Source organism: Octadecabacter arcticus 238 (assembly GCF_000155735.2).
Lineage (GTDB): Bacteria > Pseudomonadota > Alphaproteobacteria > Rhodobacterales > Rhodobacteraceae > Octadecabacter > Octadecabacter arcticus.
The window spans coordinates 1,079,310-1,102,316 of sequence record NC_020908.1 but is presented as its reverse complement, the minus strand read 5'-3'; the positions used below and the strand labels follow the sequence as shown (position 1 = coordinate 1,102,316).

Annotated in this window: 25 protein-coding genes and 1 pseudogene; 12 read left to right on the top strand and 14 right to left on the bottom strand. The window is 56.6% G+C overall.

The window, feature by feature from the left end; all coding sequences use genetic code 11:
* Positions 1–2: 2 nt before the first annotated feature.
* Positions 3–872, bottom strand: a complete 870-nt coding sequence (locus tag OA238_RS05770) for an endonuclease/exonuclease/phosphatase family protein (RefSeq protein ID WP_015494461.1) — start codon at positions 870–872, stop codon at positions 3–5.
* 96 nt (positions 873–968) lie between these two features.
* Here OA238_RS05770 and OA238_RS05765 point away from each other — a divergent pair, with 96 nt between their 5' ends.
* Positions 969–2,177: a bifunctional alpha/beta hydrolase/OsmC family protein gene (locus OA238_RS05765; RefSeq protein ID WP_015494460.1), complete on the top strand. Its 1,209-nt coding sequence runs from the start codon at positions 969–971 to the stop codon at positions 2,175–2,177.
* Between the two features lie 183 nt (positions 2,178–2,360).
* Here the strand turns inward: OA238_RS05765 and OA238_RS05760 are convergent, their stop codons facing one another.
* Both OA238_RS05760 and OA238_RS05755 read right to left on the bottom strand, forming a co-directional pair.
* Complete coding sequence (locus OA238_RS05760; protein ID WP_015494459.1) at positions 2,361–2,960, bottom strand: biotin transporter BioY; 600 nt, start codon at positions 2,958–2,960, stop codon at positions 2,361–2,363.
* 82 nt (positions 2,961–3,042) lie between these two features.
* Positions 3,043–3,456, bottom strand: coding sequence for a DUF6314 family protein (locus OA238_RS05755; protein ID WP_015494458.1), 414 nt, complete (start codon positions 3,454–3,456; stop codon positions 3,043–3,045).
* Between the two features lie 86 nt (positions 3,457–3,542).
* Here OA238_RS05755 and purB point away from each other — a divergent pair, with 86 nt between their 5' ends.
* Together purB and OA238_RS05745 are read left to right on the top strand one after the other, a co-directional pair.
* Complete coding sequence (gene purB / locus OA238_RS05750; protein WP_015494457.1) at positions 3,543–4,853, top strand: adenylosuccinate lyase; 1,311 nt, start codon at positions 3,543–3,545, stop codon at positions 4,851–4,853.
* Positions 4,854–5,106: 253 nt separating this feature from the next.
* Entirely contained in the window at positions 5,107–6,354 is a 1,248-nt protein-coding gene (locus OA238_RS05745) for an IS256-like element ISOan6 family transposase (protein WP_015494456.1), read from the top strand.
* 101 nt (positions 6,355–6,455) lie between these two features.
* Here the strand turns inward: OA238_RS05745 and OA238_RS05740 are convergent, their stop codons facing one another.
* Positions 6,456–6,860 (bottom strand): acyl-homoserine-lactone synthase, encoded by a 405-nt coding sequence (locus tag OA238_RS05740; RefSeq protein WP_051076398.1) that lies wholly within the window; start codon positions 6,858–6,860, stop codon positions 6,456–6,458.
* Positions 6,861–7,118: 258 nt separating this feature from the next.
* Here OA238_RS05740 and OA238_RS05735 point away from each other — a divergent pair, with 258 nt between their 5' ends.
* Positions 7,119–8,186, top strand: coding sequence for an IS630 family transposase (locus OA238_RS05735; protein ID WP_015494455.1), 1,068 nt, complete (start codon positions 7,119–7,121; stop codon positions 8,184–8,186).
* Positions 8,187–8,261: 75 nt separating this feature from the next.
* Here the strand turns inward: OA238_RS05735 and OA238_RS05730 are convergent, their stop codons facing one another.
* Positions 8,262–8,870, bottom strand: coding sequence for a helix-turn-helix transcriptional regulator (locus tag OA238_RS05730; RefSeq protein WP_015494454.1), 609 nt, complete (start codon positions 8,868–8,870; stop codon positions 8,262–8,264).
* A gap of 141 nt (positions 8,871–9,011) precedes the next feature.
* Between OA238_RS05730 and OA238_RS28690 the strand changes: the two genes are divergently transcribed.
* The 6 genes and pseudogenes from OA238_RS28690 to OA238_RS05705 all read left to right on the top strand — a co-directional run bounded on the left by OA238_RS28690 (position 9,012) and on the right by OA238_RS05705 (position 12,092).
* Positions 9,012–9,269 (top strand): autoinducer binding domain-containing protein, encoded by a 258-nt coding sequence (locus OA238_RS28690; protein WP_051076397.1) that lies wholly within the window; start codon positions 9,012–9,014, stop codon positions 9,267–9,269.
* Positions 9,270–9,284: 15 nt separating this feature from the next.
* Positions 9,285–9,506 (top strand): hypothetical protein, encoded by a 222-nt coding sequence (locus tag OA238_RS28685; protein WP_051076396.1) that lies wholly within the window; start codon positions 9,285–9,287, stop codon positions 9,504–9,506.
* Between the two features lie 173 nt (positions 9,507–9,679).
* Positions 9,680–10,744: a FliG C-terminal domain-containing protein gene (locus OA238_RS05720; protein ID WP_275450493.1), complete on the top strand. Its 1,065-nt coding sequence runs from the start codon at positions 9,680–9,682 to the stop codon at positions 10,742–10,744.
* 51 nt (positions 10,745–10,795) lie between these two features.
* Positions 10,796–11,167, top strand: a complete 372-nt coding sequence (locus OA238_RS34430) for an SH3-like domain-containing protein (protein WP_015494452.1) — start codon at positions 10,796–10,798, stop codon at positions 11,165–11,167.
* A 10-nt stretch (positions 11,168–11,177) separates the two neighbouring features.
* A complete protein-coding gene (locus OA238_RS34425; RefSeq protein WP_044036387.1) occupies positions 11,178–11,447 on the top strand; it encodes an SH3-like domain-containing protein in 270 nt (89 codons plus the stop codon).
* Positions 11,437–12,092 (top strand): annotated as a pseudogene (locus OA238_RS05705) (nitrile hydratase subunit alpha). The gene OA238_RS34425 and the pseudogene OA238_RS05705 overlap by 11 nt, the downstream one beginning before the upstream one ends.
* On the opposite strand, the gene OA238_RS05700 reads toward OA238_RS05705, so the two are convergent.
* Positions 12,089–12,793, bottom strand: coding sequence for a DUF1223 domain-containing protein (locus tag OA238_RS05700; protein ID WP_015494449.1), 705 nt, complete (start codon positions 12,791–12,793; stop codon positions 12,089–12,091). The pseudogene OA238_RS05705 and the gene OA238_RS05700 overlap by 4 nt on opposite strands.
* 224 nt (positions 12,794–13,017) lie before the next feature.
* Between OA238_RS05700 and acnA the strand changes: the two genes are divergently transcribed.
* Together acnA and OA238_RS05690 are read left to right on the top strand one after the other, a co-directional pair.
* On the top strand, positions 13,018–15,786 hold the full coding sequence (acnA, locus tag OA238_RS05695; protein ID WP_015494448.1) for an aconitate hydratase AcnA: 2,769 nt from the start codon (positions 13,018–13,020) through the stop codon (positions 15,784–15,786).
* Between the two features lie 137 nt (positions 15,787–15,923).
* Positions 15,924–16,712: a dimethylarginine dimethylaminohydrolase gene (locus OA238_RS05690; RefSeq protein ID WP_044036385.1), complete on the top strand. Its 789-nt coding sequence runs from the start codon at positions 15,924–15,926 to the stop codon at positions 16,710–16,712.
* Between the two features lie 4 nt (positions 16,713–16,716).
* Here OA238_RS05690 and OA238_RS05685 read toward each other — a convergent pair whose 3' ends face one another.
* The 8 genes from OA238_RS05685 to OA238_RS05655 form a co-directional block, all read right to left on the bottom strand.
* On the bottom strand, positions 16,717–17,253 hold the full coding sequence (locus tag OA238_RS05685; RefSeq protein WP_015494446.1) for a DsbE family thiol:disulfide interchange protein: 537 nt from the start codon (positions 17,251–17,253) through the stop codon (positions 16,717–16,719).
* Positions 17,246–17,407 carry a heme exporter protein CcmD gene (gene ccmD, locus OA238_RS29760; RefSeq protein WP_083906652.1) on the bottom strand — a complete coding sequence of 54 codons (162 nt, stop codon included), beginning with the start codon at positions 17,405–17,407 and terminating at the stop codon, positions 17,246–17,248. Before ccmD ends, OA238_RS05685 begins: the two co-directional genes overlap by 8 nt.
* Positions 17,404–18,132 (bottom strand): heme ABC transporter permease, encoded by a 729-nt coding sequence (locus OA238_RS05680; protein ID WP_015494445.1) that lies wholly within the window; start codon positions 18,130–18,132, stop codon positions 17,404–17,406. The genes ccmD and OA238_RS05680 overlap by 4 nt, the downstream gene beginning before the upstream one ends.
* A 41-nt stretch (positions 18,133–18,173) precedes the next feature.
* Positions 18,174–18,830 carry a heme exporter protein CcmB gene (ccmB, locus tag OA238_RS05675; protein WP_015494444.1) on the bottom strand — a complete coding sequence of 219 codons (657 nt, stop codon included), beginning with the start codon at positions 18,828–18,830 and terminating at the stop codon, positions 18,174–18,176.
* Between the two features lie 16 nt (positions 18,831–18,846).
* Entirely contained in the window at positions 18,847–19,464 is a 618-nt protein-coding gene (ccmA, locus tag OA238_RS05670; RefSeq protein WP_015494443.1) for a heme ABC exporter ATP-binding protein CcmA, read from the bottom strand.
* 33 nt (positions 19,465–19,497) lie between these two features.
* A complete protein-coding gene (locus OA238_RS05665; protein ID WP_015494442.1) occupies positions 19,498–19,851 on the bottom strand; it encodes an Mth938-like domain-containing protein in 354 nt (117 codons plus the stop codon).
* A gap of 14 nt (positions 19,852–19,865) precedes the next feature.
* Entirely contained in the window at positions 19,866–22,499 is a 2,634-nt protein-coding gene (secD, locus tag OA238_RS05660; protein ID WP_015494441.1) for a protein translocase subunit SecD, read from the bottom strand.
* Between the two features lie 112 nt (positions 22,500–22,611).
* Positions 22,612–22,998: a hypothetical protein gene (locus tag OA238_RS05655; protein ID WP_245581449.1), complete on the bottom strand. Its 387-nt coding sequence runs from the start codon at positions 22,996–22,998 to the stop codon at positions 22,612–22,614.
* Positions 22,999–23,007: the final 9 nt, after the last annotated feature.

The following is a 23,007-nucleotide window of genomic DNA, read 5'->3' as shown; positions in this document are numbered from 1 at the left end:
CGCTAGGGAAACGCGACCGACGCGACCAAGCCAAAGTGATCTGACCCCAATTGTGGCCGGACCGATAACGTCCCCGCACCATCTGTCGCCAACACATGATCGATGCCCAATGGATAACCGAACAGATCAAACGCGCGCACCAACCGACCGACCCGCGCAGTCGCAGTGGCCTGTTCAAACCATGCCAAAGTTCGCCCCGACGCAACCATATTGAAATCGCCGCCGATGACAGTCACACCGCCCTCCAATTGCGATATTTCTTTAATCAAAGCAGTGGCATGGTCTTGTTGCGAATGCAGCCAAGGCCAATATATGTGCACCGATACGACTTGCACCAAAATCCCGCGCACATCCGTGACAGCCGACGCCATACCGGGCGCACGGGCACAGGTTTCGTGCAACAATGGCGTACGCGACAGAACGGCAACTTTGCCAACCGAATGGGCGTCGCACACCAGCTGATAGGGATACAGGTCGCTGATGTTGTCCAACATCGCCAAGTTGACGCGGCTGACTTCTTGCAAGGTCACAACATCGGCGTTGGCCTGACGCAGATCAGCCATCTGCAAAGTGCAATCGCTTGGCCGGAACAGCATGTTCTTTTGATAAAGTGTCAGGTCAACTCTATCGCGCGGGTTGCCGTGTGGCAAAAAGCCCGCCCCATGCCAAAGTGCTGCCAAACACGCAAGAACTGCAAGGACCTGCGCCCCACGCCAGCGCCAAACCAAGCCCAACACCACAAGACACCCGATCAGGACTATCGGTCGAAACACCGCCAGACTGTCGCCTAACCCGTGCACCTCCCCCGCGAATGACGTGGCCAATACAACGGCCGCACAGACAACCAATCCGCGCGCACTCCAAGACCACATTTACTCACCTTCCTGTGACGCACGCGTCACATCCCTTGCTTGCGCATCCGCCTTGCGCCACCTGTACTGCAACCCCAAGTCAAAAGGCGATTCAAAATGCCCACCAAACGTTTTACCTTCCCCGGTCAAGATGGCCAGCAACTCGCCGCCCGTCTTGATCTGCCCGAAGGTCCCCACCTTGCGACGGCCCTGTTCGCCCATTGCTTCACCTGCTCCAAAGACATCCCCGCAGCGCGCCGCATTGCCGCGCGGCTGTCGTCCATGGGCATCGCTGTGCTGCGGTTTGACTTCACCGGTTTGGGCCATTCGGAGGGCGAATTTGAAAACACGAATTTCACCACCAATGTACAAGACCTCGTGGCGGCCAGCGCAGAACTCGCGCGGCGCGGCATGTGCCCGTCGCTTCTGGTCGGTCACAGCTTAGGCGGGGCCGCCGTTCTCAAAGCAGCACCCGAGATGAAAAACATCAAGGCGGTCGTGACCTTGGGCGCGCCGTTTGACCCCGAACACGTCACCAAGAATTTCACCGATGCGCTGCCGCAGATCATCCGTGACGGCGTCGCCGAAGTGTCACTTGGTGGGCGCCCCTTCCGCATCTCCAAAGATTTCTTACAAGACATCGCCAAAGGTAAACTCACCCCCGCCATCGCGTCCCTTAACGCCGCCCTTCTGGTGCTCCACGCCCCGCGCGACGCCACAGTTTCAATCGATAACGCGTCTGAAATCTTCCTCGCTGCCAAACATCCCAAGAGCTTCATCACGTTGGACGGTGCCGACCACCTGCTGAGCCGCGCAGAGGACGCCGAATACGCCGCCGACGTCATCGCAACATGGGCCAAGCGCTACATTGACCTGCCCAGCCCTGCCCCGCCCATCGGCACCCCCGAAGGCGTATTGCGCGTTTCTGAGGCGGATCCAAATGGCTTCCTGCAAGACGTGCAATCAGGGCCACACCACTTGCTCGCAGATGAACCCGCAGCTTACGGCGGCACCAACAAAGGCCTGACACCCTACGGCTTCCTGTCTGCAGGCCTTGGCGCGTGTACGTCCATGACGATCCGCATGTATGCCCGCCGCAAAGGCTGGCCGCTGACCTCGGTCAGCGTTGATGTGACCCACGACAAAGTCCACGGACAGGACGCGGGCACGGAAACCAAATCAAAGATCGACAGCTTCGTTCTAACAATCACGTTGCAAGGCGACCTTGACGACAGCCAACGCGCCCGCTTGCTCGAAATCGCCGACCGTTGCCCAGTTCATCAATCATTGGAACGCTCCAACCACATTGAAACAAAACTCGCCTAAATCCTGCGGTCTGCCGCTATTCTTTCGCCTGCCTTTGTCTCAAAAATACCCCCCCCCGGAGGGTCGACTTCGCCAAACGCACCGCCACCGCGATGGGCTCAAACCACCACAGACACCAAACAAAAAAATGAGGCGCGGAGCATCGCTCCGCGCCTCGCAATTTAACAACCCGAATTGGGAGTGTTAGCTGCGGGCCTCACCGACAAGCTTCCAGATCGCTGGAACAAGTAATGCCGCCAACCCCAACTTCAGAAAATCACCAACGATGAACGGTGTGAAACCCCACTGAAGGATCGGCTCGTCCCAACCATAAAGTGACCCCAGCCACAACAAACCCGGAATGTAAATCAACGCATTGCCGACCAACATCGCCAGCGCCATGGTCCCGATGGACCGGTCCCAGCCTTTTCGCGCCGCAAATCCAAGCGCCAAAGTCGCCAACACGTAGCCGACCAAATAGCCGCCCGTGCTGCCCATCATATACTCAAAGCCAAACGCCTCGGCGGAGGATCCTGCAAAAACATCAAAGCCCGCGAGACCGACAATCATATAGCCAAGGATCGTTGCCATACCCAGACGCGGGCCATAAGCGGCGCCGACCGTCAGCACTGCAAACGTGCCCATGGTGATCGGAACTGGAAGCATCGGAATCGAAACCTTCGCGGCCACTGCCAACAAAACGATGCCAAGCAGCACCATGACGACCTGTTTGATCCGAAGTGCTGTGCCTTCGGTCGGGCCAAAGACTTCGGCCAATGCGGGGTTATTCATCGTCATCGCCATTGTGTTTGGCTCCTGTGATTGCCTCATTTATATAAGTAATGCCCCAGTAGGTCCGTTTCTGCAAGTGCGAAGCCCGATCAGGTTACTCGGCAGGCATATAAGTTGTGATCGAGCGATAGTCCTTGCGCGGCCCGCTCACGTCCCACGTGACACTCCAACGCGGCCAGTCCGACAACTCATAGCCACCGCGATACATATCAGCCCCGCACAAATGCGCGCTCGCCAGGCCGCCAATCTTTGGATCAAAATCATGAAACTCACGGCCATCGGCAAAACGAACCCAAATGCGCCCCCCGTCTTCGTGCCATAAATAACTGCGCTCTGCCTCAAACCGCTGACCGTTCAGGATCAACGCGCCGGTTTCACGATAGACCGCGCCACTGGACGATAGGGACAACACGGCCCGCCCTTCAAATCGCGACTGCGCGGCTGCTCTGCGGTCATCAATGACACGCGCAACATCATATGACCCGATAAATGCGGATAACCAACCCATTCTGACCGCCCTTCCCTTGTGACCCGTGCTGCACCCCCTTATGACGCCTGCATCTGCTTTTGCACCTCACAAAAAGGCCAAAACCCATGATCCCCCGCTATTCACGCCCCGCCATGACCGACATTTGGGAACCTGCGACCAAGTTCCGCATCTGGTATGAGATCGAAGCCCATGCCTGCGAGGCCATGGCAGACATTGGCGTCATCCCGCGCGAAAACGCGGATGCGGTGTGGAAAGCGAAAGACGTCGAATTCGACGTGGCACGGATTGACGAGATCGAAGCCGTGACAAAACACGACGTCATCGCGTTTTTGACCCATCTGGCCGAACACGTCGGCAGCGACGAAGCCCGCTTTGTGCACCAAGGCATGACATCTTCTGACTTGTTGGACACCTGTTTCAACGTCCAACTGGTGCTTGCCGCCGACATTCTGATCGCGGACATCCAAGCCCTGCTCGTAGCGCTGAAACGCCGCGCGATAGAACATAAAATGACCATCCGTGTCGGTCGCAGCCACGGCATTCACGCCGAACCGACCACCATGGGCCTGACATTCGCGCGTTTTTACGCCGAAATGGACCGCAACCTTGCACGTATGAAAACTGCCCGCGCTGAGGTTTCGACCGGTGCTGTGTCCGGCGCAGTTGGCACGTTTGCCAATATTGATCCCCGCGTCGAAGAACATGTTTGTGCGCAATTGGGCCTAACGCCTGAACCAATTTCCACCCAAGTGATCCCGCGCGACCGCCACGCCATGTTTTTTGCCACACTCGGCGTGATTGCCAGCTCAATTGAAAACGTGTCCACAGAAATTCGTCACATGCAGCGCACAGAAGTGTTGGAAGGTGCGGAGTTCTTTTCAGCCGGGCAAAAAGGCTCATCGGCGATGCCGCACAAAAAGAACCCAGTGCTGACCGAAAACCTTACAGGTCTGGCGCGTCTTGTGCGCATGACCGTGATCCCCGCAATGGAAAACGTCGCCCTGTGGCACGAACGCGATATCAGCCATTCTTCTGTCGAACGCGGCATTGGGCCGGACGCGACCGTCACGCTGGACTTCGCCCTCAACCGCTTGACCGGTGTTGTCGATAAAATGCTGATTTTCCCTGAAAATATGCTCGACAATATGAACAAATTTCCTGGCCTTGTGATGTCACAGCGCGTGCTTTTGGCGCTGACGCAGGCGGGCACGTCGCGCGAAGATGCCTATGCGATGGTCCAGCGTAATGCTTTGAAAGTCTGGGAAGACCGGACAGATTTCCGCGAAGAACTGCTGGCGGACGAACAGGTCGTTGCGGCGCTCGGCGTGGAGGCGATCAACGACAATTTCAACCTCGATTATCATACCAAACACGTCGATACGATTTTTGCACGCGTTTTTGGCAACGACACGTAAACCCGCAAAGATGCCTCCATGGGCCCCCGAATGGCCCATGGGTTGGCAACTCGGCTACGCTGCGCTCATCTCCAGCACAGGGTTGGCGACGTGTTTGTGTCGCGCAGGAATTCCGATAACCGCGTATTTGTGGCCGTCATCATCTTCTCAGAGCTATGACTGAATCTGGTGTTTGAATGGTTTGAAGGTTAGCGGCGTATCTGGTTGAATTGTTGTTGGAAGACAGCAGCCCAACCAAAGGAGATACACCACCATGGGAACTACTAACATTGTTGATTTTGCGCGTCGAGTCGAGATGACGGACGCGTTGACGGAGTTGCTGAAAACGGGAGCACAACAATTGATCGCGACAGCAGTTGAGGCTGAGCTTGTCAGTTATTTGGCGCAATTTACCGGCTTACGCACCGATGCCGGTCACGCGGCAGTCGTGCGTAATGGACATCATCCGGCCCGCCCGTTTCAAACGGGCATTGGCCCTGTGAGCGTGCGCATTCCAAAGGTTCGGTCCAAGGACGGCACACCGGTGACATTCCGGTCTGCCCTGGTGCCGCCCTATGTGCGCCGCACGAAGACGCTGGAAGCGGCCTTGCCATGGCTTTACCTCAAAGGGATCTCCAGCGGCGAGATGGCTCCCGCCCTCAAGGTTCTTCTGGGCCCAGATGCCGTTGGCTTATCGGCTAATACGGTTTCGCGTTTAAAACGCGATTGGGCCAATGAATACGAGGCTTGGAAAGGCGCTGAGTTAGATGACGAGCCCATCGTCTATATCTGGGCCGACGGCGTTCACAGCGGCCTTCGGGGCGAGGATGACAAGCTCTGTGCCCTTGTTATTATTGGGGTAACTGCCCGTGGCAAGAAGCGATTTCTGGCAATTGAGGATGGGGTGCGCGAGTCCACGCAGAGCTGGCGCGAGGTTCTGCTTAACCTCAAAAGCCGAGGCATGAATGCGCCCAAACTGGCCATCGGGGACGGTGCCATGGGGTTTTGGGCGGCCATGGACGAAGTCTATCCTGAGACCCGCCATCAACGCTGTTGGCAACACAAAACGATGAACGTGCTCAATTGTTTACCCAAGCTGTCTCAGCCAAAAGCCAAGGCCGCGCTGCACGACATCTGGCAGGCCGAGACCAAAGTCGATGCAGAAAAGGCGTTCGATCTGTTCATCAAAACCTACGAACCCAAATATCCCAAGGCCACACTATGCCTGCAAAAAGATCGTGAGGAACTCATGGCATTCTTCGACTTCCCGGCGCAGCATTGGCAAAGCATCCGCACTAGCAATCCAATTGAATCGGCCTTCGCGACGATCCGGCATCGTACCAAGCGTTCAAAGGGCTGCCTGTCACGCGATGGCATGCTGCACATGATGTTCAAACTGGGGCAATGTGCTGAGCAAAATTGGAGGAAGCTACGCGGCTTTGACTACCTCGCAAAAGTCATCACAGGCGTCACGTTCAAAGACGGAATCGAAACCACAAACCCCGACCAGATCACCGCATGACCAACAATACTCAAACACCAGATTTGACAATAACTCTCGTTCTCATACGGTTGGCCCAGAAATTCAGCGCCATAGCCTAACCGTTTCAACGCCCGCAAAACTCACAGGTTTGACAACGACATCATCCGCTCAGCACCCTCCGCTGTGGCCATATCGATCAGCCCGCCGACGATCAGGTCCAGACACTGCAACCGTCCCCGCATGGATTTGATTTCAGGCGCCATTACCAAACGCGTACATTCCCAAACCTTGGGGCTGTCGACGATCTCGCTCAGCAGGTTACTTGGGATCGTGCCCAGCTTACCGGTCATCGCATCTTTTAGCATGTAGGTATGATCGCCCCACTTGGCCGTTGTGGACATGGCACGCGCGCCGGCAACAACACGACCCTGATCGTCCAACACGAGGGAATAGCGCGCCATCGGGTTATCATATTGGTCCATCTCAACTTCAGCATCATGCGGGATTTGCCAATGTAATTCATCGACGAAGAACTGCTTTCGCAAGCTTAGATAGTCAAAAAAGCTGGACCATGCAGATGCACGTTAGACAATTTAAAAATGATATTTTTCATCGTTACTCTCCTTTTTGGAGAGTCCATCTAGCGTCGAGAATTATTTTTGTTAACTGCGAAACTGCTTTTGCCACAGTATATTTTACAGGAATCGCTGGTAAACTCCTGCGCCTGAATTGACCTGACGATTTTGGGCCTGTGATTCACTTCGTCGCATGGCCAAAGGCGGTTCAGTCTGTATTTTGAGTTTATGAGCAAGCAATACAAAACAGTCTCCTTATCCGACGAGCAGCGCATAGCACTTGAAGCGCTTTGCCGCCGCCGCAAAGTTGACGCCCTTGTTTGGAAACGGGCGCGCGCGTTTCTTCTTTTGGACGCAGGAGAAGACGCCGGAACGGTTTGCCGGATTTTGGATATTGGCCCGACAGTTTTGACGGAGTGGCGATTTGCCTTTGCCGGTGCGGGACTATCGTTTTTCGGTCTGAAGGACTACAGCCAGCGTCAGGGTCATTTGTCCGTCGTGCAAGAGCAGGCGGTGAGAGCCCATTTCACCGCGCAGCCTGCCCGCAATGCCGATGAGGTCTGTGCCTATGTTCTAGCCGAGTGCGACCAAAACTACAGCACGTCGGGAGCCGCCAAGCTGATGCGCCGCCTGGGGTTCGCGTATAAGAAACCACAATTGCTGCCTGCACAGGCCGATGAAGCCAAGCAGGCTGCGTTTATTGCCAAATATGAGGCCCTGATGAACGGGTTGGCCGCAGATGAGATGGTTGTCTTTTCGGACGCTGTCCACCCCGAACACCAGAGCCGCCCCGCCCATGGTTGGTTCCCCAAGGGACAAAAGACGGCCCTGAAGGCGACATCAGGGCGCAAGCGGCTCAACATTCAGGGCGCGCTTGACCTTGAGACTTTCCAGTTCACCTTTGTGGAAGGCGAGAAGATCAATGCCCAGACAACCCGACAGATGCTGGAAAAGTTGGAACGCAACAACCAAACCAAGACGGCCATCCACGTCTTTGTCGACAATGCCCGCTATCATCATGCCAAGATACTACAGCCATGGCTGGACAGCCCAGAACGTCGGGTGAAGTTGCATTTCTTGCCAGCATATGCCCCGCACCTCAACCCGATCGAGCGTCTTTGGGGTGTTATGCACAAATGGGTCACCCACAATCGGCACTATGGAACGTTCAACCAATTCACAGAGGCCATTTTCGACTTCTTCCGCAAGACCCTGCCAGAAAAATGGCCAGAGTTCCGCGACACCGTCACCGACAACTTCCGCGTCATATCGCTCAAGGAATACAAAATGATTTGAGGGGAAAACCTCAGGTCAATTCAGGCGCGGGAGTATAACTCAAATATTAACCTTTTGTTAATGATTTCAAAAGGTTCAAATCAATCCGAATTCTCTAACCATTGCAGCGGCTTGGGCAGATGTCTGCGCCCCGAGCTTGATCTTGGCGTTCTTCAGGCGCTGTTTTACGGCCCCCTCAGAAATGCTTAATGAATATGCGATTTGTTTTAAACGCAAACCTTCTTTGATCATTCTCAACGCCTCAAGTTCCGCATGCGTAAGATTCGTTGGCGGCGCTTTGGCATGGTGGCGCTGCACAACATAGGCATGCAGAGCGTCAATCTCCGCCTGTTCAAACTCACGATCAGACCGTGCGAACGTCCCGAACGATCGCTGGCCTTCGCGGTTGCCGTCAAAACACGCAACCGCCACACCGTAGCGCAACCCAAACGTCTGCGCCTGGTCCAAAACCCGCATCGGATCGGGCAAATCAATCGCGCTCCAACGGATCGCGCCTGTGTTGGCGTAAATCCACCGAATGACCGGATCGTGCAGCATAAACCGATGGGTTGTGTAGTGATCCACCCAAGGCGCAGGCAATGCATTCACTTCCTCAAGCGGGAAAGCGAAGCCGACCCGCAAAGCTATATAATAGCCATTTATGGCTATTATTTCGACATCTTCAGCAGAATTTAGCTCAGTCAAGCCTGGCCCTTTCGACAGTATAACTGAGTGAATGACACTGTCATTGCAGCCACCAATCACCTATATTCGCCATAATGCTCGTCGTGGCATTTTAGCCGTTGGGGACGCTTATAAGCAACCGCAAAGCGAGTGGAGGGAACAATGGCTGAAATTAGCAAACTTAAAGTATTGCTGAAAAGTGTTGATAATCTGGCCCCGTCAGGTTTCGCAATCGCATTCCATATCCGCCTGACCTCTCCCGACTTCCTGTTTCAGACTTACCCTAAAGACTGGACGAATATCTACTCGGAAAAAGGCTACGTGATGCAGGATCCCACAGTGCGGTGGGGCTTTGTCGAAACCGGGTCAATTCGCTGGTCCGGCTTGACAGAAATGGACGATCATAACATATTAGGATAGTCTCTTGCGTATGGAATGGCTTACGGCGTCACCATCGCAACTGACACCGGCGGCAGCCGCAGCTTGGCCAGTTTTTCGCGCCCCGATCGCGAATGCTTAGACGACGAAATCAAACAGTTATCGCAGTGCGTCCAATCGCTTCACGATATGACTGCGTTCCAAGGCGGCATCTCCGAAAACTGGCGAACTGAACTGCATCTGCTGGCCGTTGTAATGACCCACACCGACACAACCTAAGCGCAAATACTACACTGCGGCACTTGGGTTTTAACTCTCCCATTCCGCACCTTTTTCACCGATGCCGCCAGCGGGAGACTTAAACACCGTCCGAAATAAGCAATAACCATAAGTAGCCACAGACGCGCCGATGCAATTAAGATCCTGTTCACCTTGAACGGCTAAGAACTGGCTTGAGCCCTTTCTTTCAGGAGCACGCTGTTATAGCCGCCACCCCGACCTCATTGCCCAGAACCGATATAACCCGATCGCGCAAGGCGGCGATGGTGGTGAAACTGCTGTTGCGCAGTGGCGGTGATCTGCCGTTGTCGCAATTGCCCGAGGCGGCGCAGGCGCGCCTGACCCGAGAACTCGGCGCGCTCAACATCATCGACAAAGCCACGTTGAATAGCGTCGCACAGGAATTCGCGCGCGAACTTGCTGACGTCGCTTTGACTGCCCCCGGCAGTTTTGAGGCGGCGTTAAAATCTTTTGACGGGCGCATTTCAGCGGCGACGGTCGCGCGCTTGCGCGAAGAAGCCGCAGCGCAATCGGGCAGCGACCCGTGGACCATCGTACTTGCCCTGCCAGCCGAGGAAATGCTGCCCATCACCGACGCCGAAAGCGCAGAGGTTTGTGCCATTTTTCTCTCAAAACTCCCAACGAGTAAGGCCGCAATCTTGTTGGGCCTGATGCCAGGGAATCGCGCCCGCCGGATCGCCTATGCTATGTCCAAGACAACAAACGTCACATCCGACACCATCGTGCGGATCGGCACAGGATTGGCGCAGCATTATTGTGGCCCATCCCTGCCCGCCTTTAGTGAGAGCGCTGAACAGCGTATCGGGGCGATCCTCAACTCAACCCCCGCCTCGACCCGCGATAAAGTCCTTGAGGGTCTGTTGTCGCAGGACCCGACCTTTGGCGAAAGCGTGCGCAAAGCGATCTTCACATTCGCGGACATCCCCGCACGGCTCGCCATTGCGGACGTGCCCAAGGTTCTGCGCGACATCGACCAAACAGACCTTGTGCGCGCCTTGGCCTCAGCCACCGAAATGGGCGGACTTTTGGCACTCGCAGTGGCACATCTGCTCGACAATATGTCGACACGCATGGCCGACAACCTGCGCGAAGAAATATCAGAAGCCGGTAAAATCAAACAATCCGACGCAGAAGCAGCGCAAACCGCTGTGGTCACTGCCATCCGCGCGGCGGCGGATGCGGGCACAATCACGCTCAATCTGGACGGCGAAGACTAACGCGTCGTTTGCAGGGTTTCCTGCGCGGGCCTGTCGGCCTAACATCACCACATGACAAAACAACAAATCCCCTTACCCGCCCGCCGATGGCACGACATGGGCGGCGACACCGCTGGCCCGATCCCGATGGACCAACGTCCAGACGCCGATCATGACTTCGCACTTTGGGAAAAGCGCGTTGATGCCTTGATGATCCTCGGCTCTGCTAAGGGTTTTTTCATCGTCGACGGGTTGCGCCGAGTCCTCGAAGATTTGGGCGAAGAGGCGTTTGAAACCATGACCTATTACGAACGCTGGATCATGGCTGTGAACCAGAACCTCATCGAAGGGGGGGCCTATACCACGGCCGACCTCGCGGCGAAAATGGCCGACGTCACCGCGCGCGGTGATACATACGGCGATGCAGCGGCCCCTGTTAAATGAAGAGCATTTGATGCAAATAGTCCATGTAAAACCCCTCATGCCACCGGGCCACGTGCGCACCCCTGCCTATCTGCGCGGCAAGGTCGGCGTCATCGAACGCTCACTTGGCGTGTTTCCAAATCCCGAAGACCTCGCGTACGGCGTGACTGCCAGCGCGCTGCCATTACACCGCGTTCGGTTCACCATGGCCGATGTTTGGGGGGCAAATGCCGAAAACCCTAACGACACGCTGGACGCCGAAATCTATGAACATTGGTTGGAGCCAGCAGATGCCACATGACCACCATGACCATGATAACCTCAGCCCATCCGGACATCCCTACCGCGCCGATGACGATGCACCCCTGAGCTATTGGCAGGTGATGGGAATCGCCGTGCGCGAATTGCTGGTTGAAAAAGGCATCACCACCGCCAACGAAATCGCGTCCCAGATTGATACAATGGATGCCCGCACCCCCTCCAATGGGGCGCAGGTCGTGGCCCGCGCATGGTGCGATCCTGAATTTCACGCAGCACTGATGGATGACGCGTCCGAAGCGACGCGCGCCATGGGTTTCGACATCGGCGCGCTGAAATTGATCGCCGTGGAAAACACGGGCGACGTCCACAACATGATCGTGTGCACCCTGTGTTCATGTTACCCGCGCAATCTTTTGAGCCTGCCACCGGATTGGTACAAATCCCGCGCCTATCGCAGCCGCACCGTGCGTGAACCACGATCTGTATTGGCTGAATTCGGCGTCATATTGCCCGACAAAACGAAAATTCGCGTCCACGACAGCACCGCAGACATGCGCTACATCGTGATCCCGAACCGACCCGAAGGCACGGAAAACATGTCACAAAGTGACCTGGCGGGGTTGTGACGCGTGACAGCATGATCGGCACCGGCCTTGCGACCACAAACCCGCCCCTCGACGCTTAACGCAGAACAGCAGACGCCATAATCGCACCGGGGCCGGGTTCTTGAACGAGAACCACCAAGGGCCCATCACCAGAAACATTGACTGTCATATTCAGATCGCCACCGCCGCTCCAGTCACCGACACTGCGCCAATCTGTGACGATATTGACATAGCTCAGCGATCTGCCCGCGTTTTCACCACGGCGGATATCAACAGTTTCTTGCGGGCTATACCGGATGAGCTGCACAATTGTTCCACTGCGCAACGGGTGCGATGTTTGGCCCGTGATCTGCAACCGATCACCAGAACGTTGCAACACAATGCGCGTGCCTGTCGGACTGGCATTGTGAGCTTGGATCAAGTTAGCAACATCCATCGGCTTGGTGCCGACCACATGATCCGCGCCGCCAATAATCATCTGCGGCGTGTAAATCGAACTGGCCCCCGCAACGTAGGCATAGCGTTGCTGGCGCACCGTGTGTTCAGGATCGGCAAAACTATCCGCCCAGCCGATGTAGTCCCAATAATCCACATGCAGTGCCAATGCGATCACATCTGATCGCGCCGCCAATACGTGCAACATTTCGTCCGCTGGCGGGCAACTGGAACAGCCCTGAGAGGTATAAAGTTCCACAACCACAGGGCCATCAGCCATCGCAGGTGTAACAAGGGCAAAGCATGTGGCCCAGATCGAAAAGGCGACGGCGAAAGTTTGGCGCATAAAAAATCCTGACATTGAACCCTTTGCCTAGCGCAAGCACACGCGACACGCCAATCAACCGTTTGCGATTGAACTGTTACAATATCATTGTAGCACTGTAACAACGCCGACGGTTACGGATATATGACGCATCAATATCTCGCAAAACAAGGCTTGGCACCAATTGTGTGCAATAGTATACCGAAATCAGAATCATCATCCATGCCCCTGCAGGAGAGACCGATATGCCCATCACAGTAGGCCACGATAGCGCCAAAACCCGTAAAACCCTCAAAGTGGGCGACCAGTCGCTTGCGTATTATTCGATTCCAGCCGCGACCGCCGCAGGTTTGGGCGACTTTTCCAAGTTGCCCGCCGCATTGAAGGTTGTGCTGGAAAACATGCTGCGCTTCGAAGATGGCAAGACGGTGACAGTGGACGATATCAAAGCCTTCGCTGAATGGGCCACCAAAGGTGGGCAAAACCCGCGCGAAATCGCCTACCGCCCTGCCCGCGTGCTGATGCAGGATTTCACCGGTGTTCCCGCTGTTGTTGATTTGGCGGCGATGCGCGACGGAATTGTCGCCCTTGGCGGGGATGCCCAGCAGATTAATCCGCTTAATCCGGTTGATCTGGTCATCGACCATTCGGTTATGATCGACGAATTTGGCAACCCGCGTGCTTTCAAAGTGAACGTGGACCGCGAGTATGAACGCAACATCGAACGCTACACATTCCTGAAGTGGGGCCAATCGGCATTTTCCAACTTCCGCGTTGTGCCACCGGGTACAGGCATCTGCCATCAGGTGAACCTTGAATACCTCAGCCAAACCGTCTGGACCGATGTGGATCAGAACGGGGTTGAGGTGGCCTATCCTGACACGCTCGTCGGCACAGACTCCCACACAACCATGGTCAACGGCGTGGCGGTTTTGGGTTGGGGCGTTGGCGGGATTGAGGCAGAAGCCTCAATGCTTGGACAGCCGATTTCCATGCTGATCCCCGAAGTCGTCGGCTTCAAGCTGACCGGTCGCATGTTGGAAGGCACGACAGGCACCGACCTCGTGCTCAAGGTCGTCGAAATGCTGCGCGCCCACGGCGTTGTCAGCAAGTTCGTGGAATTTTACGGCGAAGGTCTGGATCACCTGCCACTGGCCGACCGCGCAACGATCGCCAACATGGCACCGGAATACGGCGCCACCTGCGGCTTCTTCCCGATTGACGACGAAACCTTGCGCTACCTGCGCAACACGGGCCGCGATGAAGACCGGATTGAACTGGTCGAAGCCTATGCAAAAGAAAACGGATTCTGGCGCGGCGCGGACTACGATCCTGTCTACTCTTCGACGCTCGAACTCGACATGGGCACCATCGTTCCGGCAATTTCCGGCCCCAAGCGCCCACAGGACTACGTGGCGCTGGATGTGGCCGCTAAGACATTCGGTGAATACATCAGCGGTGAGCGTGCCGAATGGTCTGCTGACGAAGAAGAAACCACCGAATGGGCTGCCGAAGGTGGCGCAATCGCGCCGCGCTCCATCCCCGGCGATATCGGCAAGCACAAGCGCGCCAAAGTCGTGGGTGAGGATTACACGATCCATGATGGCACAATCGTCATCGCGTCGATTACATCCTGCACAAACACGTCCAACCCCTACGTGATGATCGGCGCAGGTCTGGTGGCACGCAAGGCGCGCGCGCTTGGCTTGAACCGAAAGCCTTGGGTGAAAACATCACTCGCACCGGGCAGCCAAGTTGTGTCCGCCTACCTCGAAGCGGCTGGTCTGCAAGAAGATCTCGATGCCATCGGGTTCAACCTTGTGGGCTATGGCTGCACGACCTGCATCGGCAATTCAGGCCCGATCCAACAGGAATTGTCCGACGCGATTGCGTCAGGCGACATTATCGCGACATCGGTTTTGTCGGGCAATCGCAACTTTGAGGGTCGGATTTCACCGGATGTGCGGGCAAACTATCTGGCGTCACCTCCGCTTGTGGTGGCCTACGCATTGGCCGGTGATATGAATGTCGACATCGCCAAAGATCCGCTTGGTCAGGACAGGGACGGCAATGACGTCTACCTGAAAGACATCTGGCCATCCTCCAAAGAAGTCGCTGATCTGGTTGAACAAACCGTAACCCGCGAAGCATTCCAGTCGAAATATGCAGACGTCTTCAAGGGTGACGAAAAATGGCAAGCCGTAGAAACCACGGACGCAGAAACCTACGATTGGCCGCCACAATCCACCTACATCCAGAACCCGCCCTACTTTCAAGGCATGTCAAAAGACCCCGGCGTTATCACCAACATTGACGGCGCCAAAGTGCTGGCCGTGCTTGGCGATATGATCACGACGGACCACATTTCACCTGCTGGTTCGTTCAAGGAAACCACGCCAGCGGGCGAATACCTGCTTGAACGCCAAGTCCCCGTGCGTGAATTCAACTCTTACGGATCGCGCCGTGGCAACCACGAAGTGATGATGCGTGGCACCTTCGCCAACATCCGCATCAAAAACGAGATGCTGGACGGCGTTGAGGGCGGCTACACCAAAGGGCCGGACGGCGAACAGATGTCGATCTTTGATGCCGCGATGGCCTATATGGCTGCGGGCACGCCGACAGTGATCTTCGGGGGCGAACAATACGGCGCCGGATCATCGCGCGACTGGGCAGCCAAAGGCACTAACCTTCTCGGCGTGAAAGCCGTCATCGCTGAAAGCTTTGAGCGCATCCACCGCTCAAACCTTGTGGGCATGGGCGTCATTCCTTTTGAGTTCACCAAGGGCGACAGCCGCAAATCGCTTGGCTTGACGGGGGATGAAACGGTGTCGATCTCAGGGTTGGACACGATCAAACCCCTGCAAGAGGTGCCGTGCACAATCACCATGGCCGACGGCACGGTGAAGGATATCACCCTGAAATGCCGCATCGATACAGCAATTGAGGTGGAATACATCGAACACGGCGGCGTGCTGCACTACGTTCTTCGCAACCTTGCCAAAGCTGCCTAAATCGAAACGGCAATAATGATCCAAAAGTCGCGCCCAAACGGGCGCGGCTTTCTTGTTTTGGGGGCTCTGCCCCGTCGAGCATGCTCGACTCCCCGGGATATTTTCGAGACAAAGACAACGAACACAAAAGGCGACCAATGACACATCCCTCATTTGAATTCACTCACGCGCTGTGCCGCCTGCCCGCAACATCCGTCACCGATGGATTGCGCGCCAGCGACCACGGCGACCCAGATCCGGTTGCATTTGCTGCAGAACACGCCGCCTACATCAGCGCCTTGCGCGGGGCTGGTTGCGTCGTCAATGTCCTGCCCGCCGATGAAGCTTTCCCCGATTCAGTCTTCATCGAAGACCCCGCCTTGGTGCTCACCGGCACCGCTATTGTGCTGCGCCCGGGGGCTGCGTCCCGCCTTGGCGAAGCTGCCGCACTTAGGCCCGCATTGCTGGAAAACATGAACGATGTCATTGACTTAACCACTGATGGCTACGTCGATGGTGGCGATATACTGTGCACGGATGACCGCGTGTTGCTGGGCCTGTCCGCGCGCACCAACGGACAAGGCGCCGAGGATTTGCGCTCAATTGTCGAGAGTTTGGGATACACTCTAGAGGTCTTGCAAACGCCGCCCGAAATCCTGCACTTCAAGACCGAAAGCTCGCTCCTTGATCGCCAAACTGTGCTGGCGACCCCGGCATTGGCAGGGTCAGGCGCGTTCAAAGGCCTAAAGGTGCTTGAAACGGCGATTGGCGAAGAGGCTGCCGCCAACGCGATCCGCGTTAACGCGCATGTCTTCTTGTCCGCGGGATATCCAAAGACCGCAGAAATGCTTGACGGTGCGGGCTATTCAGTGCGGATTCTGAATACCAGTCAAGCCGCCCTTGTCGATGGCGGGCTCAGCTGCATGTCGCTGCGATACAGCCGCTAACCGGTCAATTGTCGGAACGCGCTGCGTCAAGTGCAGGGCGCAACCGGTTGATCAATTCGCGCTCCGTCACGGGTGCTGCCATGCGGAGCAGGATCGTACCGTAGCCGTCAATCAGGAACGTTTCCGGCACACCGTAAACGCCCCAATCAATTGCGTGAAAACCGCGCGGGTCTGCCCCGACGGCCAGATACGGATCACCGAGATCATCAAGGAATGAAAGGGCGTTTCCGTCTATATCCTTGTAATTTATGCCATAAATCGGCACGCCCTCATCTGCGAGCGCTGTGAGGTTGGGGTGTTCGACGCGGCACGGTGCGCACCAACTGGCCCAAAAATTCACGATCTTGACCTCCCCATCGCGCAGCATCGCGTCGGTTAAGGGCGCAAGACCGTCGATTTCAGAAACGTCAATGACAGGCGCAGATCGTCCGATGAACGCGGAGGGTAATTCAGGCCCTTGCCCCCCAAACAGGCCCTGCACCAGAACGATCCCTACGATCCCTGCAAACACCACGAACGGCACCATCATCAATTTAGACATTAGCGCGGTCCCTCCGGGCTTCGACTTCGGCCAGTTGCGTGCGGAGCTTGCGACAACGACGCAGTGACATGGCCACGATGCCGACCAGAAGCAGGAACGACAGCCCATAAGCCGCCATCACTTCGGCGGCGTAATTGCCCAGATCAGGGATCATGATCGCATTCTCATCTCAAGTGCACGCATGCGGCGCACGCGAATTTCGGTCTGGGTGCGCACCATGACCAATGCAAAAAACAACAGCCCGAACCCAACCATGCAGATCACCAGCGGCACGAAAAACACATCCGAAATCGTGCGTTCCCCCGTGGCGACGGGCACGCTGGTGCCTTGGTGCAGGCCTTGGTTCCAAAAGTTAACGGCGTAGCGCGACAGCACCGCAAAGACCGACCCGACGATGCACAACACGCTTGTCAGATCGGCGGCGGTGTCGGGGTCTTCAATGGCTTCCCACAGCGCGATATAGCCGAGGTAAAACAGGAACAAGATCAGGAATGACGTCAACCGCGGGTCCCATGCCCACCATGTACCCCACATCGGTTGGCCCCAAATAGCGCCAGTTATCAATGCGATAAGGGTCATGACAATCCCAACGGGTGCGGCTGCGCGTGCCGCCAGTGCGCTGACATGGTGGCGACGTACCAGCCAGACCAGCGACGCCAAAAGCATCATGAACCACGCGTTTATCGCCATAAGTGCAGCAGGCACATGCAGGTAGATAATTTTAACGGTTGATCCCTGCCGAAAGTCGTCTGGTGTCAGGAAAAAACCCCAGAACAAGCCAATCACAAGACAGGCAATAGCCACGCCCAAGACCCACGGCACCAGCGGTGTCGTGGTCGCGATGAATTTCTTCGGATTGGCATATTCCCAGATCGACATGGTAGTGTGTTATCCTGCTGTTTGCGGGGCGACAATACCGCTCACCTAAGGTTGACCCGAAGTGCGGACGATGCGGCAAATGGCAACAGGGCGAAGCTGCCGAGCGTGATTCCTGCGAGCATCAGCAGCGGTGTGGTGGCGTCCAGACCAAGCGCGCCGCGCCGCACCGCCTCGGCCCCAAAAATCAGCGTCGGCACATACAGCGGTAGCACCAAAAGCGACATCAACAACCCGCCGCGCCGCAAACCCACGGTCAATGCGGCCCCGAACGTCCCGATCATCGACAGCGCGGGCGTGCCAAGCGCAAGGGAGGCGAGCAGCCAAGCATAAGCGCTCATTTCAAGGTTCAACAGGAACCCCAACGCAGGTGCCGCCAGTGTCAGGGGCAAGCCCGTGGTAATCCAATGCGCAACACCTTTGATCAACGCCACGCCTTCCAATGGCAGCGGCGATGTCGCGAGAAGCGGTAGTGTTCCGTCCTCAAAGTCCAACGCGAAAGTCCGGTCCAGTGACAACAAGGCTGCCAGCAAGGCCGCGACCCACAAGATGCCCGGTGCGATGCGGCTAAGCACCGCCGCCTCGGGCCCGACGCCAAATGGCACCAACACCACAACAATCAAGAAAAACGCCAATCCAAGGCCGAATCCGCCCCCAGCGCGCACCGCAAGGGTGAGGTCGCGGCGCAACAGCGCGATCACGGATGCGACCCGCGCGTCATAAAAACGCCTCGTCCAACCCGCCGCCAGCGTGCGCCGTTGACTTGAAAGGTGTCAATTCCAACTCCGGCGCGTCAATGCCAAGATCGACATGCGTGGCGATCACGGCGATCCCGTCCTGCGCCAAATGCACATCGCGCAGCCAGTTCGCGAACATTTTAACCGAAAATCCATCGAGGCTGACAGTCGGTTCGTCCAAAAACAAAACCTTGCGACCAATCACGCCCAAACGTGCTAACCCGAGGCGGCGTTTTTGACCTGCCGACAGCGTGCCAGCCAACCGCGTGCGCAAATCATCCAGATCAAAGGCACCAAACACGCTATCGGGCATTGTCGTGCCATGCACATCCGCCCAAAACGCCAGATTTTCCGTCACTGTCAGTTGCGCTTTGATCCCGTCAGCGTGGCTGGCGTATGCGACCGCGTCCTCTGGGACGTCTACGGTTCCAGACACCGCAGGCTGCAAGCCCGCAAGCGTGCGCAACAAGGTCGTCTTGCCGATGCCGTTTGGCCCGCGCAGCACCAACGCGCTGCCCGCGTTCACCACGAACGACACGCCCGACAACACCGGCGCGCCGCCGCGCGCAACAGATAGGTCTGTGACGGTTAACTTCATGAGATCACACTAACACATTGCGCCATTGTGCCACTAGACGGGCAAAAGCGCCAAACCGACGCGCCGCCCTTCGGACAAAACCACATTATATGTGCGGCACGCCGTCGGGGACGACATGACCTCAACCCCGAGGCCCGCGTCTTCTAACGCCTTGCGAAATTCGGCGGGAATGTAGGCGATTTCGGCACCTGTCCCGATGAACACCACATCGATGGCATCAGCCGCGTCGATCATGGTTTGCGCGTCCTCAAACCCGCCCCAAGGCGCAATGCCCGACGGCAGCACGACCGACGCCCCTTCATAGACGTCACCACCAATGCGAAAGAAGCCGGGGCCATACCCGTCAACGGGTTTGGCATCGGTGTAGACAACTTCATTCAGTCGCATGATTTGGCCCCCCTTCAGGCGTCGATGTTTGAATACTGCCCGCCAACGTTTTTGGCAGTGCCCGACCAGTCACGTTTGACGCCCAGCACCAGCAATGTCGTGGAGGCCACGAAGATCGACGAATACGTTCCAACAATCACGCCCCAGATCATCGCAAAGACAAAACCGCGGATCACATCACCGCCAAGCACATAAAGCGAAATCAGAGCCAGCAATGTCGTGAACGATGTCATGAATGTCCGGCTTAGGGTTTCGTTGATCGACAGGTTCAGCACCTCCTTGAGGTCCTTGGCCTTATATTTGCGCAAGTTTTCACGCACGCGGTCAAAGACGACCACGGTGTCGTTCAACGAATAGCCCACGATGGTCAAAAGGGCTGCGATAATTGCCAAATCGAATCGGATGTTGAGTTCCGAAAAGATGCCAATCGTCAGCACGACGTCATGGATAAGCGCCACCACCGCACCCAAGGCGAACTGCCACTCAAAGCGCATCCAGATGTAGATCAGCACCGCCCCAATGGCAAAAACGACGGCGAGAATGGCCGATTGGATCAATTCCCCTGATACTGTCGGGCCAACAGATTCCACCGCCGGGAATGTCATGTCAGGATCAATAGTGCGCAGCGCATCTTGCACAGCTGAAATGGTGTCATTTGTCACCGATTCTTCGCCGTCTTGCGCGGAAATCGCGACGGTGGCGACGTTTTGATCCGGCCCGAAGGTTGGATCGAAAACTTCGGTGACTGTCACTTCGCCTATATCCAAGACCAAAACCGCATCACGATAAGCACCGACGTCAATCACCTGGGTGCTGTCGGTACGCAGCGTTGTTCCGCCCTTAAAATCAATACCATAGTTCAGACCCTGCGCGAGGAAGGAGATGAACGCCACGACCACCATGATGCCAGACAGCCCTAGCCAGATCTTGCCGCGCTTGAAGAAATCGAACGCTGTTTCTGACTTGACCAAACGCAGGTATTTGCCCGCAAGTATCTTTTTGGGGCGTTTGCGTTCAAACCAGATCACCACCAGCAGGCGGGTCACAAAGATCGCCGTGAACACCGATGTGATGATGCCCAGACCCAGCGTGATCGCGAACCCGCGAACCGGCCCTGCGCCCATAGCAAACAGGATGCCGGCAGTGATGAGGGTGGTAATGTTGGCGTCGATGATGGCCGACAATGCCTTTTCATACCCCAGCTCAATCGCGCGTGCGGGGCCTTTGGCGGTGCGCGATTCCTCTCGGATACGCTCGAATATCAGCACGTTGGCGTCAACGGCCATACCGATGGTCAACACGATGCCCGCGATACCCGGCAGCGTCAGCGTGCCACCGATAAGCGACAACATCGCGAAGATCAGCGCGACGTTGACCAGCAGGGCGACGTTGGCAAAGACGCCCAGCAATCCATAGCTCAGGACCATGTAGATCAGCACCAGCGCAAATGCGACGATACAGGCGATTGTGCCCGCATTAATGCTGTCTTGCCCAAGATCAGGCCCGACGGTTTGTTCCTGTAAAAAGTTCAATTCGGCAGGCAAGGCACCGGCGCGAAGCAACACGGCCAAATTGGTCGTTTCCTCAAGCGTGAACTGCCCAGTGATAATCCCCAATCCACCCGAAATATGACTTTGAATGGTCGGCGCGCTCACCACCTCGTTGTCGAGAACGATGGCAAAGGGCGATCCGATATTGTCGCGGGTATAATCACCAAACTTGCGCGCACCTGATGGATTGAACCGGAACGTCACGGCGGGTTGGTTGTTTTCGTTGAACGTGGGCTGGCTGTCGACCAGTTCTTCGCCCGTCACAACCGGGGAGCGTTCGACAATGTAATACTGGCCCTCAACGTCCAGCGACGGGATCACCATATTGCCTGCACCGGCGCGCGCATCCGGATCAGCGGTGGATCCGACAACAGGGTGGAACCCCAGTTGTGCGGTGGTGCCAATGATGTCCTTAACCTCTTGCGCAGACCCAACCCCGGGGACCTGGATCAAAATCCGGTTCGCACCTTGGCGCTGGATGGACGGTTCGCGCGTGCCCGTCTCGTCAATACGGCGACGGACAATTTCAAGCGCTTGGCGCACCGTGCGATCGTCAGTGGCAACCTGTTCGGCCTGCGACAACGTGATGACAAGATCGGTGGCAGACACCGCAGACACTTCGATGTCGGTCTCACCAACACTGGTGACGCTGCCCCCTTGTTGCGCCAAACCGCGCGCCAATTCTAAGGCGCGATCCATGCCAGCAGGTTCAGAAATCCGCACCCGCAATTCACCCGATGTGATGCTGACGTCCGTCACAAACCCGACAACATCACGCTGTGCCGCCAAAACATCGCGCACTTCGGGCCACATGCCCCGCATCCGTTGTTCGTAAACTTGTTCGACCTTCACTTCGGCCAGCAATTGCGCCCCGCCCCGCAGATCAAGACCGAGGTTCACCAGATTATCGGGCAGGAAAGATGGCCAATCGGCGGCCGCCGCTTCAAGTTCGGGGGTAGTGCCGCTTTTGACAATGGACGCTTCCGCGTCATTGGACATCTCAACCTTGCTATAAAAACCATTCGGCATGGCAACGAGGATGCCAAACGCCACGACCAGCCAAATCGCGGTGCGCTTCCAAAGATCAATCTTGAGCATGGGGACGTCCTGTCTATTATATCAAAGGCCATTAGGCCCGTTATTTATGTCATGTGGGGATGGGCGCGCGGCGTCAAGGACGACCAGCGCAAAAGGCTGTGTTTAACACAGGTTAGGGGTAGAAACCGGCGCTGGGGTCGGACCCGTCCATCGCAAGCCGCGCCACGAAAATGGCCGCTAATCCACTCGGAGTCTGAGACGCAGCAACAGCAAAATCAACCACCAGAAACGGCAATGTCGCGCCTGCGTCGTCATCGAAATGTGCGGCGACAACAGAAACGTCGCCCGCCTGCACACCATCAATCTGAACACCGTCAATTTCGTCATCATCTTTATCGCCCGCAGGCGTCGCGACACGGGCGTCCAACACCAAAGGCGTCGCGACAATGCCCTGCGCATTTCGCGCAACAGCCGCGCCGGAGCTGATGAACAGCAAGCATACCGTCAACGCCCCGAAAAACAGCGCACTTAGTGCGCCCGCGCTCACGCCGAAAGCCATGAGCGCGGT